At 38.7% G+C, this 16273-nt stretch carries 18 protein-coding genes; 9 read left to right on the top strand and 9 right to left on the bottom strand.

Annotation, left to right across the window (positions count from 1 at the left end; translation table 11 throughout):
* Positions 1 to 22 precede the first annotated feature (22 nt).
* Positions 23 to 466 carry an Rrf2 family transcriptional regulator gene (locus ANA7108_RS0116205; RefSeq protein WP_016951853.1) on the bottom strand — a complete coding sequence of 148 codons (444 nt, stop codon included), beginning with the start codon at positions 464 to 466 and terminating at the stop codon, positions 23 to 25.
* 497 nt (positions 467 to 963) lie between these two features.
* On the opposite strand from ANA7108_RS0116205, the gene ANA7108_RS0116200 reads away from it, so the two are divergent.
* Positions 964 to 1377, top strand: a complete 414-nt coding sequence (locus ANA7108_RS0116200; RefSeq protein WP_016951852.1) for an AbrB family transcriptional regulator — start codon at positions 964 to 966, stop codon at positions 1375 to 1377.
* Positions 1378 to 1434: 57 nt separating this feature from the next.
* On the opposite strand, the gene ANA7108_RS0116195 is transcribed toward ANA7108_RS0116200, so the two are convergent.
* Complete coding sequence (locus ANA7108_RS0116195) at positions 1435 to 3339, bottom strand: chloride channel protein (RefSeq protein ID WP_016951851.1); 1905 nt, start codon at positions 3337 to 3339, stop codon at positions 1435 to 1437.
* A 480-nt stretch (positions 3340 to 3819) separates the two neighbouring features.
* Here ANA7108_RS0116195 and ANA7108_RS0116190 point away from each other — a divergent pair, with 480 nt between their 5' ends.
* The gene (locus ANA7108_RS0116190; RefSeq protein WP_026104232.1) at positions 3820 to 4200 is read left to right on the top strand and encodes a hypothetical protein; all 381 of its coding nucleotides are present in this window, start codon (positions 3820 to 3822) and stop codon (positions 4198 to 4200) included.
* A 73-nt stretch (positions 4201 to 4273) separates the two neighbouring features.
* Here the strand turns inward: ANA7108_RS0116190 and ANA7108_RS0116185 are convergent, their stop codons facing one another.
* The gene (locus tag ANA7108_RS0116185) at positions 4274 to 5893 is read right to left on the bottom strand and encodes a glycosyltransferase family 39 protein (protein ID WP_016951849.1); all 1620 of its coding nucleotides are present in this window, start codon (positions 5891 to 5893) and stop codon (positions 4274 to 4276) included.
* 250 nt (positions 5894 to 6143) lie between these two features.
* On the opposite strand from ANA7108_RS0116185, the gene ANA7108_RS0116180 reads away from it, so the two are divergent.
* Positions 6144 to 7670 (top strand): hypothetical protein, encoded by a 1527-nt coding sequence (locus ANA7108_RS0116180; protein WP_016951848.1) that lies wholly within the window; start codon positions 6144 to 6146, stop codon positions 7668 to 7670.
* Between the two features lie 75 nt (positions 7671 to 7745).
* Here the strand turns inward: ANA7108_RS0116180 and ANA7108_RS0116175 are convergent, their stop codons facing one another.
* Both ANA7108_RS0116175 and ANA7108_RS0116170 read right to left on the bottom strand, forming a co-directional pair.
* Entirely contained in the window at positions 7746 to 9059 is a 1314-nt protein-coding gene (locus ANA7108_RS0116175; protein ID WP_016951847.1) for a recombinase family protein, read from the bottom strand.
* Positions 9056 to 9415: a VOC family protein gene (locus ANA7108_RS0116170; protein ID WP_016951846.1), complete on the bottom strand. Its 360-nt coding sequence runs from the start codon at positions 9413 to 9415 to the stop codon at positions 9056 to 9058. The genes ANA7108_RS0116175 and ANA7108_RS0116170 overlap by 4 nt, the downstream gene beginning before the upstream one ends.
* A 220-nt stretch (positions 9416 to 9635) precedes the next feature.
* On the opposite strand from ANA7108_RS0116170, the gene fabG reads away from it, so the two are divergent.
* Positions 9636 to 10331: a 3-oxoacyl-ACP reductase FabG gene (fabG, locus tag ANA7108_RS0116165; RefSeq protein WP_016951845.1), complete on the top strand. Its 696-nt coding sequence runs from the start codon at positions 9636 to 9638 to the stop codon at positions 10329 to 10331.
* Positions 10332 to 10521: 190 nt separating this feature from the next.
* Here the strand turns inward: fabG and ANA7108_RS0116160 are convergent, their stop codons facing one another.
* A complete protein-coding gene (locus tag ANA7108_RS0116160; RefSeq protein WP_016951844.1) occupies positions 10522 to 10740 on the bottom strand; it encodes a type II toxin-antitoxin system HicA family toxin in 219 nt (72 codons plus the stop codon).
* Complete coding sequence (locus ANA7108_RS0116155; protein ID WP_016951843.1) at positions 10733 to 10963, bottom strand: type II toxin-antitoxin system HicB family antitoxin; 231 nt, start codon at positions 10961 to 10963, stop codon at positions 10733 to 10735. Before ANA7108_RS0116155 ends, ANA7108_RS0116160 begins: the two co-directional genes overlap by 8 nt.
* 117 nt (positions 10964 to 11080) lie before the next feature.
* On the opposite strand from ANA7108_RS0116155, the gene ANA7108_RS0116150 reads away from it, so the two are divergent.
* The 3 genes from ANA7108_RS0116150 to ANA7108_RS0116140 all read left to right on the top strand — a co-directional run bounded on the left by ANA7108_RS0116150 (position 11081) and on the right by ANA7108_RS0116140 (position 11945).
* The gene (locus ANA7108_RS0116150; protein WP_016951842.1) at positions 11081 to 11398 is read left to right on the top strand and encodes a hypothetical protein; all 318 of its coding nucleotides are present in this window, start codon (positions 11081 to 11083) and stop codon (positions 11396 to 11398) included.
* A 162-nt stretch (positions 11399 to 11560) separates the two neighbouring features.
* Positions 11561 to 11722, top strand: a complete 162-nt coding sequence (locus ANA7108_RS31400) for an AAA family ATPase (protein WP_016951841.1) — start codon at positions 11561 to 11563, stop codon at positions 11720 to 11722.
* Entirely contained in the window at positions 11643 to 11945 is a 303-nt protein-coding gene (locus tag ANA7108_RS0116140; RefSeq protein WP_237741518.1) for a hypothetical protein, read from the top strand. Before ANA7108_RS31400 ends, ANA7108_RS0116140 begins: the two co-directional genes overlap by 80 nt.
* A gap of 331 nt (positions 11946 to 12276) precedes the next feature.
* On the opposite strand, the gene ANA7108_RS0116135 is transcribed toward ANA7108_RS0116140, so the two are convergent.
* Together ANA7108_RS0116135 and speY are read right to left on the bottom strand one after the other, a co-directional pair.
* On the bottom strand, positions 12277 to 14184 hold the full coding sequence (locus tag ANA7108_RS0116135) for an AAA family ATPase (protein ID WP_016951839.1): 1908 nt from the start codon (positions 14182 to 14184) through the stop codon (positions 12277 to 12279).
* A 167-nt stretch (positions 14185 to 14351) separates the two neighbouring features.
* Positions 14352 to 15503: a deoxyhypusine synthase gene (gene speY, locus ANA7108_RS0116130; protein WP_016951838.1), complete on the bottom strand. Its 1152-nt coding sequence runs from the start codon at positions 15501 to 15503 to the stop codon at positions 14352 to 14354.
* Between the two features lie 217 nt (positions 15504 to 15720).
* Between speY and ANA7108_RS0116125 the strand changes: the two genes are divergently transcribed.
* Both ANA7108_RS0116125 and ANA7108_RS0116120 read left to right on the top strand, forming a co-directional pair.
* Positions 15721 to 16080, top strand: a complete 360-nt coding sequence (locus ANA7108_RS0116125) for a DUF433 domain-containing protein (protein ID WP_016951837.1) — start codon at positions 15721 to 15723, stop codon at positions 16078 to 16080.
* Positions 16074 to 16256, top strand: coding sequence for a hypothetical protein (locus ANA7108_RS0116120; RefSeq protein ID WP_016951836.1), 183 nt, complete (start codon positions 16074 to 16076; stop codon positions 16254 to 16256). Before ANA7108_RS0116125 ends, ANA7108_RS0116120 begins: the two co-directional genes overlap by 7 nt.
* The last annotated feature ends 17 nt before the right edge of the window (positions 16257 to 16273 follow it).

Here is a 16273-nt window from a genome sequence, read left to right as displayed (position 1 = left end):
TTTCTTGATCACTGACCAATGACTAAACAACAAAACTAGCTTCTTCGCCAAGAGATGCCTGCCAACTACGAGCATCATAATAAAGGTCTGCCAAGGTAATACTGTACAAAGCTTCTTTCAGTTTTTGGTTAAGCCTCTGCCACAAAGTGAATGTTACCCAATCTTCAGCTTGCGCTGGTGTTGAACTATTAAGGGGTAAGTGAGTCATATTTTCACCAACTGCCTCTAAAATTTGCCCTACAGAAATTTGGAGAGGCTCTCTTGCTAATTGATAGCCACCGATGCTGCCGCGAATTGATTTCACTAACCCTCCACGACGCATTTCTATCAGCAGCTTTTCTAAATAAGGAGCCGGAATATCTTGGCGCTTGGCAATTGATCTTACAGATACAGGACCATATCCTGGCTGTAAACTCAAATCTAGCAATGCTTTAACACTGTAGTGTCCTCTGGTCGTTAGTTTCATTTATCAGTTATCAGTTATTGTATGACTGACCAATGATTCATCAGTAATGACTAAGGATCAGTTTTGCTGATCATTTTGTCCGTGAGAGATTGTCTTCGGTGAGCAGACGACTTTTTTGGGTTAACTTTGGGGTAACTTTAAAAAACTTAAATAAATATAGTCTAGCAGGAATTCATAAACTATATATAGTACTTACTCAACAAATCTTTGATAAAATTCTTTCCTTATGCCCTCTTACCTATCTTGACGAAAGCGAACTGTGTCTTGTAGAGAGTAAGTTCACAAATCAAATAGGATTCTTATAGATATCAGCATTATCAAAAATAATTTTGATAAAATGTCTTGACAAGATTGAAAATTGTGCAACAATTTTGTCTGCGAGTGTAATATACTTGGCTATGCTGAGATAAAATAAAGGATTATGTTCCTATTAGCTCAGTATCAGTTAAAATAAAATCGATTCAACCACTTCAAACATTCATTTTCGACCTAAGTTGATGCCTAAACAGAAAAAAATTGACCCCCTAGTCGGCGAAGAACTGCTCAGAAAAGTTAAGGAGCTAGAGAGCGAAAGCAAGGAAGACAAAGCTAAACAGTGTGGCTACTATACTGTTACCAAAAATGGTATAGAGCGCGTCAATATGATGAAATTCTTAAATGCCCTAATTGATGCAGAGGGCATTCAGTTGGATAGTACACCTAGTGCCAATGGTCGTGGTGGACGCAGTGCCAGCTATAGAATTAGCGTGCAATCTAACAACAACTTACTGATAGGTTCAGCTTATACAAAACAGATGAATCTTCAACCTGGAGATGAATTTATCATCACTTTAGGGAAGAAGCACATTCGACTCCGGCAAGTAGACCCTGAAGACAAGGAAGATGCTGAAGTAGAAGCAACAGATGAATAAATAGTCATGAGTCATTAGTCGGTTATCTGTTGTTTACCAATGACTAATAACCAATGACTAGTGACCAATAACTATATCTGTGGTGGGCAGAACTGGCAAATAGCGCTGTAGTGCCTTGTTCGTAGCTGCCAAATTACAAGTTAAAGCAATTTGATCTTTTTCTAGTAATCCTAAAATGCAATCGGGGTTGTCTCGTGCTACAACAGGTAACTGATGCAAACCCCGCAGCGCCATACGGTCTAAAGCTTCAGATAAAGGTTCATCTTGCCAAGCATAGAGAATGTCAGTTGTACAGATGTCTATAAGAGTTTGAGAAGAAAAATTAGCCTGGATTTCAGCAGGGTAATTTTGGTAATTTTGCCAAAGAGAAAGAGTACGGTTAATATCTTCCAAAGACAAGATACCAACTAATTTTTCTGCGGTATCAATTACTAAAGCACTGCGTGTGCGATCGCGGATCATTTCCATCGCAGCTTCTAAAACCCCAATAGTGGCAGGCAGCTTTTTTGGGCTGGAGTGCATAGCATCTGCTACTGAAATTTGCTGCACAATTTCCACCTGTTCATCCTTTAATTCTGAAAGACCGATCTGTTGAAGATTGGAATTAGAGTTAAAAGTTGGTTTGATGCGTTCCACCAACCATACACTTAAACCCACCGCTGCCATCAAAGGTAAAACAATGCGGTAGTCACGGGTTAACTCAAACAACATTAAAATAGCGGTTAAGGGCGCTCTGGCACTACTGGCTAAAACAGCAGCCATCCCCACCATTGCATAAGCTGGGGAAGCAGCCATATATTCACCAATACTTGGCACTAAAAAAGCCAAAAATTTAGCATAAGCTGACCCAAAAGAAGCACCTAAAAACATTGCCGGTGCAAACAACCCACCCACAAAACCGCTACCAGCACTAATTGCCGTCATCAGCAATTTTAATAGCATTAACACGAGTAACAAGTTAAGGGAAAACTCCTGATCTTGCAGCATTGCTTGCACAGTTCCATAACCAATACCCAAAATTTGTGGGTACTGCAAAGCCACTAACCCAAGTATTGCGCCACCGATAATTGGCTGAATAGGCTGAGGAATTTGAGACAGAAACTTAAACCCTGGAACTCTTCCCGCAAAGCCAGCTTTAACCAAACGTACTAATTCTGTATAAGTAAGAGAAACTAGACTTGCACCTAAACCTAAGCCAACATAAAGCGGCAATTCTAAGAGACTGCGGACTTGGTAAGCAGGTAAGGCAAAAGCAGGTTGCGCCCCCAAACCAATTTGAGCAATTAAGGCTGCCACCACCGCAGCAAGTAATACTACGCTTACAGCAGAAGTAGCAAAAGATGTAGCCCCCATTACTACCTCTAGGGCAAAAAATACTCCAGCGATGGGAGCATTAAATCCGGCAGCTAAACCAGCTGCGGCACCAGCACCCAAAAGCAAGCGCTGTCTTTCTTCAGAAACTTGTAGTACATCAGACAACAAAACTCCAAAATTAGTCCCAATTTCTACACTCGGACCCTCTGGACCTAAAGATGCACCACTACCTAAAGACACAGCTGCGGCGATCATTTTAGTTACTGGTCGTAGTTGTCTCTTAACTTCTCTACCTTGAGAGACGGCAATTAGAGATGAAAGTCCGGGGCCAAAGTCTTGAGTCCGCCAGCGCATTAAGCCAACAATAAGTCCCCCTAGGGTGGGAACAGAGGCTAAAGTCCAAGCACCCCAGACTCCAATTTGTCCCATGAAATTTTCCAGCATTAGTTTCTGAATCAGCTGGATTAAATAGTGAAATGTAACTACACCCATACCAGTACTACCACCAATTAGTATGGCTAAAAACAGCACAACTGTTTCCGGGGATGGTTGCAAACGGTTAATGAGGTGAGTTAAATGGGCGGAAGGTTTGGCAAAGGCAGGTAATTCAGTTACCTTCCTCAGTTGAGTGGGAGGCAAGAGAGTCATGGAGAGAGGGGGGTAAATGTAAGAAAAAATTTAAATTTTTATTTGCTACTTCTTATTGTGAGCCATCATTTAGCTACCAGACAAGTATGCTGGCTTGGCCTAATTTACAAAGCTTTGATAAAACCAGAGAACTACTCACAATTTTTGTGAGGAGAATGGTTAAATGAGAGAGAATTAATAGTTAGTGGTCAATTAGCATCCTTTCAGGGTGGGTGAATTCTGACTGTATTCTCGATCAGAATAGTCAATTAACAATGGTCTTCGTGAACATAGCTGCAATAAGCTGTAACTAGGAGTCATTATGACCCAAATCTGGCTATACTCGTGTTACGACCATGTAGCTCTCCTTAGTAACCAGAGAAATGTATGTGTGATGCACGATAAATGTTCAGACTATATTGGCGAGGCTACTGAGTGGTGGGTAAATTTCAATATAGCTATTGTTATAGAGCGAGTAAATGGATTAGGCAGACGAGCTAGATGAATATACACACTTTTGATAATCATTATGTTACTTGCCCGATTTGCCAACGAAATAACAGGACACAGCCTATAAAGACTTATATGGGCTTATTCACCTGTCCATATTGTCAAGAAAGGCTTGTAGTTTGTAAAAGTGGTCACTATGTCCGTGATCCGTTTACTTGGAAACAAATTGTTATTGCTTCGGCGTTACGTCGTCAAAGCCGACCTTTAGCTAGGGTGATCAGAGATTTAGTTCTTCTCAAGCGCCCTTTAGTGGCTTTAGCTGTAGGAGGTGCAATTTTATTGACTACAATTGCTGTTACACAGAAAAACACTACCTACAACCAACCAAATCTGCCAGGAAATGAAAAGATTGAAGATAACACCTTAACATAGTGTTCTATTGTAGTGATGAGAGTTGAGTCATTAAAATTGTGAATTTCTAGACTCAGCACTCATCACTTTTTAATTACAATCGATTGCTGTCTTTGGTAATTAATTGCCAACCTTCAGCTTGATCAACTACCTTGATAGATTTGAGGTTGAGGTCACTTAAATCAGATGCATTCAAAAGGAAATAGGGTTGACTGTTAAGCTGCCAATAATATTGCAGTTCACCATTAGAAGCAGGAGTAATAGTGCGATCGCTATAAAAATCCAACGATGGCCGATAATTGGCAAGTGATGTGTAGATTTTCTGAACTGTGGGATTAGCACGCGCTATCATTGTGGCGACTGGTTTAACTGGATAGGCTGCTCCTAATTCCCACACCCAGTAGTTAGATTTCATTAACAACAGGAGTGAAATATAACTTCCCCAAATTAAAATTTTCAGAAATTGTCCATCGCCTCGTTCTGCTAAAATTGCTGCTAAAGTCATAGTCAAAGCTACTGTGGCCAAAATCATCTGTAAGTCGGTTTTGCCTAAGCTATCCCAACTAAAATAAATACTTCCAGCAGAAGCTGCTACTGCCAGTATGGCAAAACCAGTTATCCAAATGCGGGGATAGGATGAGAATAGACGGGAATTTTCAGTCTCTGCTAACTGAAAACCAAAACCCAAGGCCAAACCTGGATAAATTGGGATTATGTACCAAGGCTGTTTGATGCTAATCAGGGAAATGAGTAACAAGTAAACACCAGTCCAGACTATGATCAGTTTTGCCCAACTTAGGTTGCGATTTTCCCAGGTTAAACGCAAGGTTTGTGGTAAAAATACCAGCCAAGGCCATGACCATTTGAGAAGTTCTAGGACATAATACCAAGGGGCTTTATACAGACTTTTAGCTGCTTGACTCATCTGATTAAAGGGTTGATCTACTGAGTCCATTTGGGCAAAATAGGAACCATAGTGTAATAGCTGGGCAAAATACCACCCCATCACAGGTAAACTGCCGATGAAAATGCCTATCCACAAATAGTAACTAGTCAGCAATCTTGGGGTGTCCCAAAAGAGAAAAACTGCGGCGATAGCACCTAATAAAATGCCCACCATGCCATTTGTCAGACAAATTAACCCAAAACTGATACCGATACCAAGACAATAACGTAAGTCTCGACGCGATCGCAGCATACACAACATCATTACCATCAACAAGCTGACAACCGCACCATCTAACATTGCCAATCTACCGTGACGTACTATCGGTAGCATTGTTAGATAAACCAAGGCGCTATAAACAGCAGCCCAACGTTGATGAAATATCTCTCTGCCGATACAATACATTAGAGGTACTGAATTTGCGGTGATAATTGCACCAGGTAAACGTGTAGTCCATTCATTTACACCACCTAGGGAGTAAGCCCAAGCAATTAGCCAATGCATAAGGGGTGGCTTGTGATGATATGGTTCACCTCCCAAAATCGGGTAAAGCCAGCGCATAGAACCTGCTGGGGCCCGCCAAATTTCTCTGGCTACCTGTGCTACGGTACCTTCATCCCAATCTCGTAACGGTACTCCCCCAAGATTGATGCTAAAGAGTACTACTGCGGCCAACAGCAACACTATTAGCCATAACCAATCAATCCATTTCTCAACTGCGCGATGCTGTTTTTCTAGATGACTCCAAATAAAGCTTCCTTCTTGCATATTTTATGCTAATCATTTTACTCGCTGGTTTGATTACATGGAGATGAGAGTTAGTCTCCTATGTTGGCACACTTTTAATATAAGCAATGGCTAGATCCAAAATTAGCTCAGTTTTCTCTCGATCATGATAATTTTTTGGAGAAAATTTTTCTTAGTTATTTTTTTAAGAAATTTAACAAGCATTTTTTAAATTAAATGATATAAAGAATACAATCGTCCACTGGTCAATTATCCTGAAGGATTCTGTATAATGCGCTTACCTTTTATTTTAGATGTCGCCCTAGGGTTAATTTTCATTTACTTAATCTTAAGTTTGTTAGCATCAGAAATTCAAGAACTGATTTCGACAGTATTACAATGGCGTGCTGTACATTTAAAGAAATCAATTGAAATTTTCTTATCTGGAAATTTAGAGGGAGCCGAGAAATCAGAAGTAATTCAACTAGTCAATACTATTTATAGTAATCCTTTAATTAAAAGCCTCAACCAAGAAGCAAAAGGATTTGTATCTATTCTCCCCAGAAAATTTACTTGGTTTATAGCAGATAAAATTCGTCTAATCCAGAAATTAATAGCTAGGTCTTCAAAAGAGCCAAGAACTCTTGATCAAGAATATAGTGCGCCTTCCTATATTTCTGCTGATACTTTTGCTACAACTCTGATAGAAGAATTGCAACTACCAAAAATTATCCACAGTTTAACTGAAGTCCGACTGGAAAAATTCAAAACCCAACGATTGGAAGAAGTTGAAACAATTTTAACTAGGTCTCTCAGACAAATAAAGCTGACTGAATTATCAAATTATATAGCCCAAGACATAAATGATGATTTTGAAAATCTCAAGACAGAATATACAAATATTGTTGCTGATTTCAAAAGCAGTAAGCTGGATATAGATACCAGTGTAAACCGGATGAAGGATAGTTTAGAGAAATATATAGATAATTTTCAAGCGAATATAGAAGACGAAAATAAAATACTAACAGAAACTTGGAAGCGTTTACAAGCTTACTATAAACACATTTTTACAAATATTGAAGAGGCAATAATTCTAGGAGGATTAAAGCCGAGTATTAACGAAATTGTGCAATTGATGAATACGAGTAATGCTATGTATCATGAAATTAAAACAGATATAAAAAACAAAGATAGTCAAACATATAAAACTATTAAAGAATTGATTAATAGCCTACCACCTGGGATGAATAAAAATATTGAAACCATAGCTAAACGAGCGCAATATAGAGCTAAAAGCACAGAGGAAGGGATTAAAATATTAAGGAGAGAAATTGAAGATAGTTTTGATAGTTCCATGCAGCGAGCAGGTGGGGTTTATAAACGAAATGCTAAAGGAGTAGCAATTTTAATCGGTATTACTCTAGCTTTTGGTGCTAATGCAGATACCTTTCACATTGTTGATCGCTTATCTAAAGATAGTGTGTTGCGAGAAGCAATTGTTTACAAAGCTGTACAAACACTAGAACAACAATCTGATTCTTCTAACCTAAGTAATATAGATACTAAGCAAATTTTAAAGGATGTTAATTTACCAATTGGGTGGACACAAGATAATAGACAAGAACAATTGAGTTGGAGTCCTTTCAAGATCAAAGGTGTGCCAGTTGGTAGTTTATTAACTATGATGACTGGTTGGTTAATTAGTGGTATTGCTATTGCAATGGGAGCGCCATTTTGGTTTGATCTCTTGAGTAAGGTGATGAATGTACGGAATGCAGGTAAATCACCAAAATCAGAGAGAAATCAAGATGAAGATTAAAATCATTGGTAATTGGTAATTGGTAATTGGTAATTGGTAATTTTACCCGCTTCCCCCTTACCTACTAATAACAAATCAAAAAATGAAAATTATCTGTAAATCCCAGGCATTATTTTGGCGAATTATGTCTATTTGACGGATAAATTCTCGGAAATAAAATCGCCGTTCTACTTCTGACAAGTCTAACCAAAATTGGGGAATAGAAACAGCTTGAGCAACAGAACGCAAGTTAACGGGTGGGAGAGTTGCTAACTTGGCTTGAAGTTGAGAAATTTGTGTGCGGAGTTTGTAAGCCCTGATTTTAGCTGTTTCTGTATCCAAAACTCCAGTTTCTATTAAGATGGGTAGCTGTTCGAGGATTTCTTGTTGACGTGCGATCACTTCAATCGCTGTAGGCATCCTATCACTTAAACTATTGTTAATAGCATCCATGTGGGGAAAGTTAATCCCTGCAACTGCTTGAGGTAATTCATGACAAACGGTTTCAATCGTTTTTGCCAAAATTTCTTGGTAAGAAATAGCTCGACATTTAGGGCTTTGGGGACAATCTGTGCAACGTAAATAGAGATACTCTTGATGTTGATATCGCTGAGTAACACGGGTAACTGTCATCGGAGATTGACACTGATTACACTTAACTAAACCTGCTAAAGAATGGGCTGCACTGGCGGAACGAGGTGCTAAACGGCTGTTGCGGCGTAAAAGTCGGTCAACTTGGGCGGCTTCTTCCCTAGAAATAATACTTGCATGAGTATCAGAAATAATTTCGCTATTTTGATAAGCAGTGTCACCACGATAAACTGGATTAGTCAGCCAACGCCGTCCGGTAGTGACAGAGATTTTTTTGTTATATTTTTTCGCTAAGTAACGAACTGAACCACGTAGAGAACCATAGAGTAAAAAGTTGTCAAAAAAATCTTTGACTACAGGCGAAGTACTACGATCAATAATATATTTTCCTTTACCTCTGCGGTAGCCGTAGGGTGCTTTACCAGGTGGTGGAGAGACTTCAAGACGATTGCGGGCGTGTCCTTGACGAATGCGGCGACTGCGTTGTTCTCGTTGGATTTCTTGTAGTAAATCTAGTAATTCGATACTGGGTTTGGCAGTTGCTGAGGTGTATGCTTGTTCTGTCGCAATTACTATTATCCCCATTGCTTCGAGTTGGGTTATGCGATCGCTCACTTCTCCTATTTTATCCCCCAATTCTTCTAAGCGGCGAATCAAGAGATAATTGGCAGGTTCTTGTTGACAATCAATGAAGAGTTGCTGTAATTGGTTTCTCTTACCGAAATCTTGATAAATTCTATCTACCTCCCAACCCCAAATAGCTTCGTCGGGAGAAGTTTCTAATAAAGGATCTGTGTAAATATAAACAATAATTTTCACAATGAAGCCAATTCAATCACATTTCCGTCTGGATCTTTAGTGAAAATAGCAGCACGGCCAGAAGCACTAGCTTGAATGGGATAATCTTGATTGAGCAATTCTGTTTTAGCAGTTTCTAAGTCAGCAACACAGAAAGCAATATGAGGATTACGTCCCCATTTTTCGTTTTGATTATCGGTGGGAACAGATGAGGAAACTATCAGATGAATTTGATAATTGCCTATTTGATACCATGCACCAGGATATTTAAGGGTGCGGTCTATTTTTGCTAATCCTAATACTTTACCATAAAAGTTTTCTGAACGTTCTAAGTCGGTGACAAGTATGGCTGTATGGAGACTTTGGCTAATTTGCATTGTGAGTCAGATGGGTGTAATTTCTGTGCAGGATGTTAGAAAAAATTTGGACGACTTATGTGAAAGTTTATTGGATAGATGATGACGGAATAATTACTAATTTGTAATTGGTAATAGTGCCTCCAGAAACTACCTGTGATGTGTCAGTCCTTAGGTGAGATGTCAGATTCCTCCTATGACGCTATCGTAAATCATGAGTGCTTTCAGGAGTGCATCTTTAATGAAAGGCAAAAAAGTTTTACTTACAGGCGGTACTGGTGGACTGGGTTTAGGCGTAACGCCAGCAGTTCTCGCTCAAGGTGCAGAGGTGACAATTCCTTATCATCACTCTAAAGATGTAGAACATCTGAAAGACATTATTCCACCTGAAGATTTTACCAGAATTCACTTTATCCCTGCTAATTTGGAGGAAGAAGCTTCGGTAGAAAATGTGATCAGCCGCATAGGAAGGGTTGATGTGTTAATTCATCTCGTGGGTGGATTTTCAATGGGGAAAACCCACGAATATAGTTATTACAGTTGGAAAAGGGAATTTGAGTTAAACCTAAATACAACTTTTTTAACTTGTAAATATAGCCTGAGAAGTATGCTAGAACACGGCTATGGGCGCATTGTTACGGTCAGTTCTCGTGCTGGTGCTGAACCTGCGGGAAAATTAGCCGCTTACTCTGCGGCTAAAGCTGGTGTGATAGCTTTAACGAAAGCTATAGCTGATGAAACCAAAGGAACTAATATCACCGCCAATACTGTTCTCCCTAGTGTCATTGATACCCCCACCAACCAGAAAGCTATGGGTGCAGAAAACGCTGATAAGTGGGTAAAACCAGAATCTATCGCCCAAGTTATCTGCTTTTTAGTTTCAGAAGCTGCTAAAGATATCCGAGGTGCAGCTATTCCTGTTTACGGGAATGTTTGATAATTGAATTGCAGATTTTATTTGATTAATACCCATTCAGATCAACAACTGGATGGGTGTTTTTTTGTAGGGTTCAGGAAATTGTCTGAATCAGGATTTCCAGGATTTAAGGATTAACAGGATTACAATTAGGATTTTATAATCAATTACCCATTACCAGCTTCAATTAGATTATTAGCGACTTGGGTTATTATTCAAATAAAGAACGAGGTAATTGAGATTGACGAATAATTGACATTAATGTACCAAATTTAACAGATGAGTGATTAGGTACAATAGCAGTCAGAGTAGAGTCTTCTATTTGTTTTTGCATAACAATATGACTTCCTTTTTGTCTAATTTGTATAAAGCCGTTATCCTCTAAAATTTTACAGATTTCTTTCCCTGAAAATACTCGTAATTTACCCAATAGAAACCTCTAAATTAGTAATAAAAATTTCACTTTTAAGACGATTTTTGATTTCTGGAGGTGAAGCCAACTCTAAAAATAATTCAATTGCTTCTTTTAAATTATCTTTTGCTTCCTCTATGCTGTCTCCCTGACTAGCAATATCTAATTCTGGACAAAGGGAAACATACCCATTATCTTCTTTTTCAATAATGACAGTAAATCTCTGTTTGATCGTTGGCATGGACTATCTAAACTCCTTAATATCTTTTATTATTATACTGCTTATTATCTTAAAAAAAGTGGTCAATTTACCCCAATATGCTAAGATAGATAATTAACTTTAAGCAGGTGATCAATAATGACACAATCTACACCCCAAAGAGTTGTACGGCGTGGTCGAGTATTTCCCGAAATTCAGTGGACAGAAGAAAGAAAAGCTCAAGAAAAAGCTAGAAGACAGGCATTTTATGAACGTTGTTGGGTGATTTTTAAGCGTTTAAAACCAGAGATATTAGATAAATACTATGGTTGGTATATTGCCATTGAACCTGATAGCGGTGATTATTTTATTGATCAAGATCAAGAAGTAGCCAGTAAAATGGCCAGAGAAAAATATCCTCATGTCATACATCATATTTTTGGCATTAATGAAACAGGAGTTAGTGGCAGAATATGATTGAGGGCAGATTTGGAGATAAAGGTCAAATTTATTTGGAAATTGATTTAATTGTAACTTTGATGTAGTATTAAATACTAGGATAAAGCGACATTTTGTAAAAAATATACAAACTGAAATTTCTTAACCAACATTTGGAATACCTTCATAAACTAAAAAACTATGTATATAAGAAAAGTTGAAATTAAAAATCTGTGGGGAAATAACTTTTCCTGGACACTGAATCAAGACGTGAATGTTTTGATTGGTAAAAACGGTTCAGGGAAATCAACAATACTCAAAATGCTTAACGCAGCAGTTCAGCCAATTGAAGATCAAACCTAATGACATAACACTTAATACTTTGATAAAAAAAGTTAATAAAGTGGAAGAAGGTTTGGAACTTATTCAAAATATAAGTAATAACGAAAAACTGCAATTATATCCTGATATTATAACTTTCAGCAGTTTACTGGGGAAAGCTAAAAATACGGATGAAATTAACTTACTGGAAGAAATGCGAGAGTATTATAAAGTAAAACCTAATGATATTTATTTATTTAAATAAATTAAAATTTAAAAAGTAATATGATGAGAGATCAAGATTATCAAATGATTGCTGAAAGCATTGCCAGTGTTATCGCGCTCAGTTGATTTTTACGATACCCACCATTACCCGCAGTGATTCTGCTGGCTATCTGTTTGGTAGTCAGGCTCCGCAGTTAATCGAGACAGTCTATCTAATCACTAAAGAGGAAACCAGAAAGAGCTTTAAGGTCAATTATCTTAGATACAGCGGATTTCGCCGTTAGGAGGTACAAGCTTAAATAATGAAACTCTTGTGGTGTAGGACTCTTGACGGCTAGATGTGTACCTTCCAACTATGCAAACCGCTGTATCTACTTCAAACCTAATGCTTTGTTTAAAGATTGGTACAATTCGCAAAGTTGTTGGGCTGCATCGCTCCGAACTAATTGATAATCATATTGACCCTCAATCATACGGTATGCTACTGCTCTTTTACTTGGAGCCTTAATTTTCTTTTTTTTACACCATATTTCCAGTAATTTCGATACATTTGGACCATCAATATCGGCAATTGTTACTTGAAAATTATCTCCATATGAAAGTTTTAGTTCTTCATTAACGGCTTTTACATAAGACTTTGGATCAACAAAATCTTCAATTGCTGTAACCGTACCCAAGCCATGAATGCTTGGTAGATCAATAACTCGCTCCTGTGGTACACCCGCAGCAATTATCTGCCCCCGAATTTTTTTACCACCTTCATCTGTATCTACTAGATAAGCTGTCCTGGGAGATTGGTTGTTGATTATCGCAATACCTTCACTGTTGACACTTGATAAACCAGGTGCCACTTGAAATCCTAATTCGTCTTTTCCCAGGACATTCTTGAGAAGAGCAGGCACGAGAATCATATCTGCTGCACCTTCAGCAATGATGGCGTATCTCATAAGTATAAATGCTAAGGTATTCGCACCCATTGCGAATAGAAGGGTTGAAAAACCTGGTACGTCACTATCCCAGAACCAATTGATGATTTTGCTATGGGGTTCCTCGGCAGCAATCATCCTTACTGCTCCAAGATCCTCTGGTAGACAACCAATTGAATGTGTCGTGTAAATTATCTTTGATGCAGCATCTTGTCGAGTAAACATTTGGATGAGATCTGCTTGTGCATCATAGTGCAAATGCTTCTCGGCCTCATCAATTAACACTATTGGTGCTACGCTCATATTTGGTTCTTGTGAAAGAAACATTAGAAGTGCTACAAATTGCCTTAGACCGTCGCTCCGTTCAGCAATTTTTACATAGTCGCCGTTCTCAGATTTGATAAGAATTGTGAGTCGCCATTGATCTAAATCAACATTTACTGAAAGTTTTGATTGCTTCCATGTATCTTGTATTCGTTGACTAAGTATTGAGTTCGCTTTATCTAGAATTGTCCGAATGCAACCTCGATCCTGTCTAGATTGCGCTTTATACAACTCTTCTAAATCTAAATTTGCAGTATTTACTAGATTCTTAAGTGCAGGTGGTATAGGCTGCAATGATTGTATTTTCTGTTGTTCTGATTTGTAGAAACTGTTTAAATCATAGTCTGGTAAAAGATCTCGGTCTTGATCTTTGAAGAGTAATACTTTAGGACAACGTGCCAATAGTATTTTCTTTGCTATGTTTTCTGGATGATCACGTTCCTCATATGCAATTAGCTCTGATAGCTGCGTAGCAAAACTCCGAACTATATCATTACCTTGATCGGCGGAGTTCACAATATTGCGAAGAATGCTCAGTTGTCTACTATTAAGTGATTCATCTTCGGAATTTAAAACTATAGCAATGTCATCGTTTAAAAATATTTCATTTAAATCGGCTACTTCTTTTAGTTTGCTGGCTAATTTATGCCGAAGTGTAAGGTCTCGTTTAGGGCAATCTTTGATCTCAGTGATAATTTTTCCTGAAACTGTTTTACGGACTGCAAACCATCTCGCATTTTTTGCCTCGGCAACTTCGCTAGATAGCTGAGAACGATCATCATCTTCTATTGCAAACGTAAACTCCACAACTATCTGCTCATCATCTAAGTTCTTACCACGAGTGATTTCCTGCGAAGCACCATCACGAACAAAAGCATTTACATTGTTAAAGTGAAATAATCCACGCAGCAAAGAAGTTTTTCCTGCTTCGTTTGGTCCGACGACAGCGACAAGTTTGCCTCCCACGTGCATCTTCGACAATTCTGCAAACCTTTTGTAGCCATTCAACTCAAGCCAAACCAGTTCCATTCTTCACCTCATTTTCAACAGGCAACAAGTAATTATCCAAAATTATTTATGCACAAGCAGTGGTAATGAAAAGCGTTTTAGGTGCTTTTGCATAGTAGAGTGCGTCAAACTCGATAACTTACTGGCTATTAAAAGTGACAGACTCTACTAAGTATGAAAGTAAAACCTTAACGTTTCACAGGTGTACCGCAAGGATAAGTCGCTACTTCCTCAGTCCCTTCTTCCTTAACAACCGGCTTGTCTTTAGCCGCTAAATAATCTTTTTGCAAAGTATCTAACAATGCTTCCCGTTGATCATACAACCGCTTCAAAGTACGAGGTTGACACTGATTGAGAACATAGGCTGTCACCAATGGGAGAGCGATCGTACTATCGGTATAACAAACGATCGCACTAGGCAACTCATCTGGGTCAATCTTACCCCAACTCACAGCTTCTGCGGGAGTCGCACCGGATAACCCACCGGTATCAGGACGTGCATCGGTAAACTGCACAAAGAAATCATGTCCTCGTTCTTCCAATCCTAAAACCTCGTGAAGTTGCGGTTGTGTTTGTAATAAAAAGTTCTTAGGACTACCACCACCAATAATTACCGCTGCACTTGTACCGTCCTTTTCTCGCGCCCCATAGACGATAGCTGCTGTTTCATTTACGTCAATAGAGGGATCTATCACCAACTTTGAACCTTCTAACGCCAAAGCTGCCACATTCATACCTATGGAACTATCACCAGGAGAAGAAGTGTAAATAGGTACGCCACATTCATAAGCCGTTGCTAATAAGCAAGAATTTTTGACACCCAATTGCTTTTCTATTTCCCACACGCACTTACCTAGCAAATGGTGAAACTCAGCTGTTCCCATGCGTTTTTGGAAAGGTTCTGCTTGGAGAACTTTGCGAATAAAAGCATCGGTTTCTAGCAGTACATCGTAACCAAAAATAATGTCATAAATTCTGATAGTTCCTTCTTCCCGCAATTTAACATCATCTAAAAATGGACTACCAGCAAACAGTTCAAAACCTAAACCATAGTGCATATCATGGTAAAGATTTGCACCTGTGCTAATCATCCAGTCAATAAAACCATTGCGAATCAGGGGCGCAAGGGCGGAAACTCCAAAACCTGCGGGTGTCATCGCCCCGGAAAGGCTAACCCCTACAGTTACACCCTCTTGAAACACTTCCTTAGTCAGCAGTTGACAGGCTTCCCGTAACCGGGCTGAGTTGTAAGCGGTAAAATAGGTATCAATTAAGTCAACCACGCTAACATTATTAGACATGGGGATAGGTGCAATTTTCTTACCTGGCTTTTGTGACATTTTCGAGAAATCCTGAATAGTAAATACACTGAATATAATGTTATCGCATTCAAATGTACGGAAGTTGCTAAAATGTTATCTAGCTATATCAATTATCGGCAATTCTCAAGAGAATACTTTGGGAGTTATCTAGTTTTGTATTTCCATTAGAGCAAATCGAAAGGTATATCTAAACTAATATTTGCTATTATTAAACATAACTAACTTGTTATTAATTATGGCACAAGCGTTAGTGAATCTCTCTGAAGGAATTACATCCGAACCCCCACCATTGGAATTTACCACTGATGGCGTGATTAGGATAGGCAAAACTCGTGTAACACTAGATACGGTAATTGCTGTTTTTAAACAAGGAACAACAGCAGAAGAAATTGCTTACCGTTATCCATCCCTTAAACTTGCTGATATCTATGCTACCATTGCCTTCTACCTCAATCATCAACAAGAAGTGGAAGTGTATCTACAGCAAAGACAACAACAAGCACAGGAAATTCGCAGGATGAATGAGGCAAAGTTTGACCCCCAAGGGTTGCGTGATAGATTGCTGGCGAGGAAAGCAGAACGGGAAGTATGTTGAAACTGCTGGCTGACGAAAATTTTGATAATACTATTGTGAGGGGATTGTGGCGACGTAACCCAAATATTGATATTGTCAGAGTCCAAGATGTTGGTCTTTTGGGTGAAGATGACCCATTAACCAATTGGTATTTCTTAGTGCTTATGTTTAAAAATTACCAAAAAAATAAATTCTGACAATTTTGAATGATTAA

The sequence above is a fragment of the Anabaena sp. PCC 7108 genome, assembly GCF_000332135.1.
Taxonomy (GTDB): Bacteria; Cyanobacteriota; Cyanobacteriia; order Cyanobacteriales; family Nostocaceae; genus Anabaena.
This window is presented reverse-complemented; position numbering and strand designations above follow the sequence as displayed.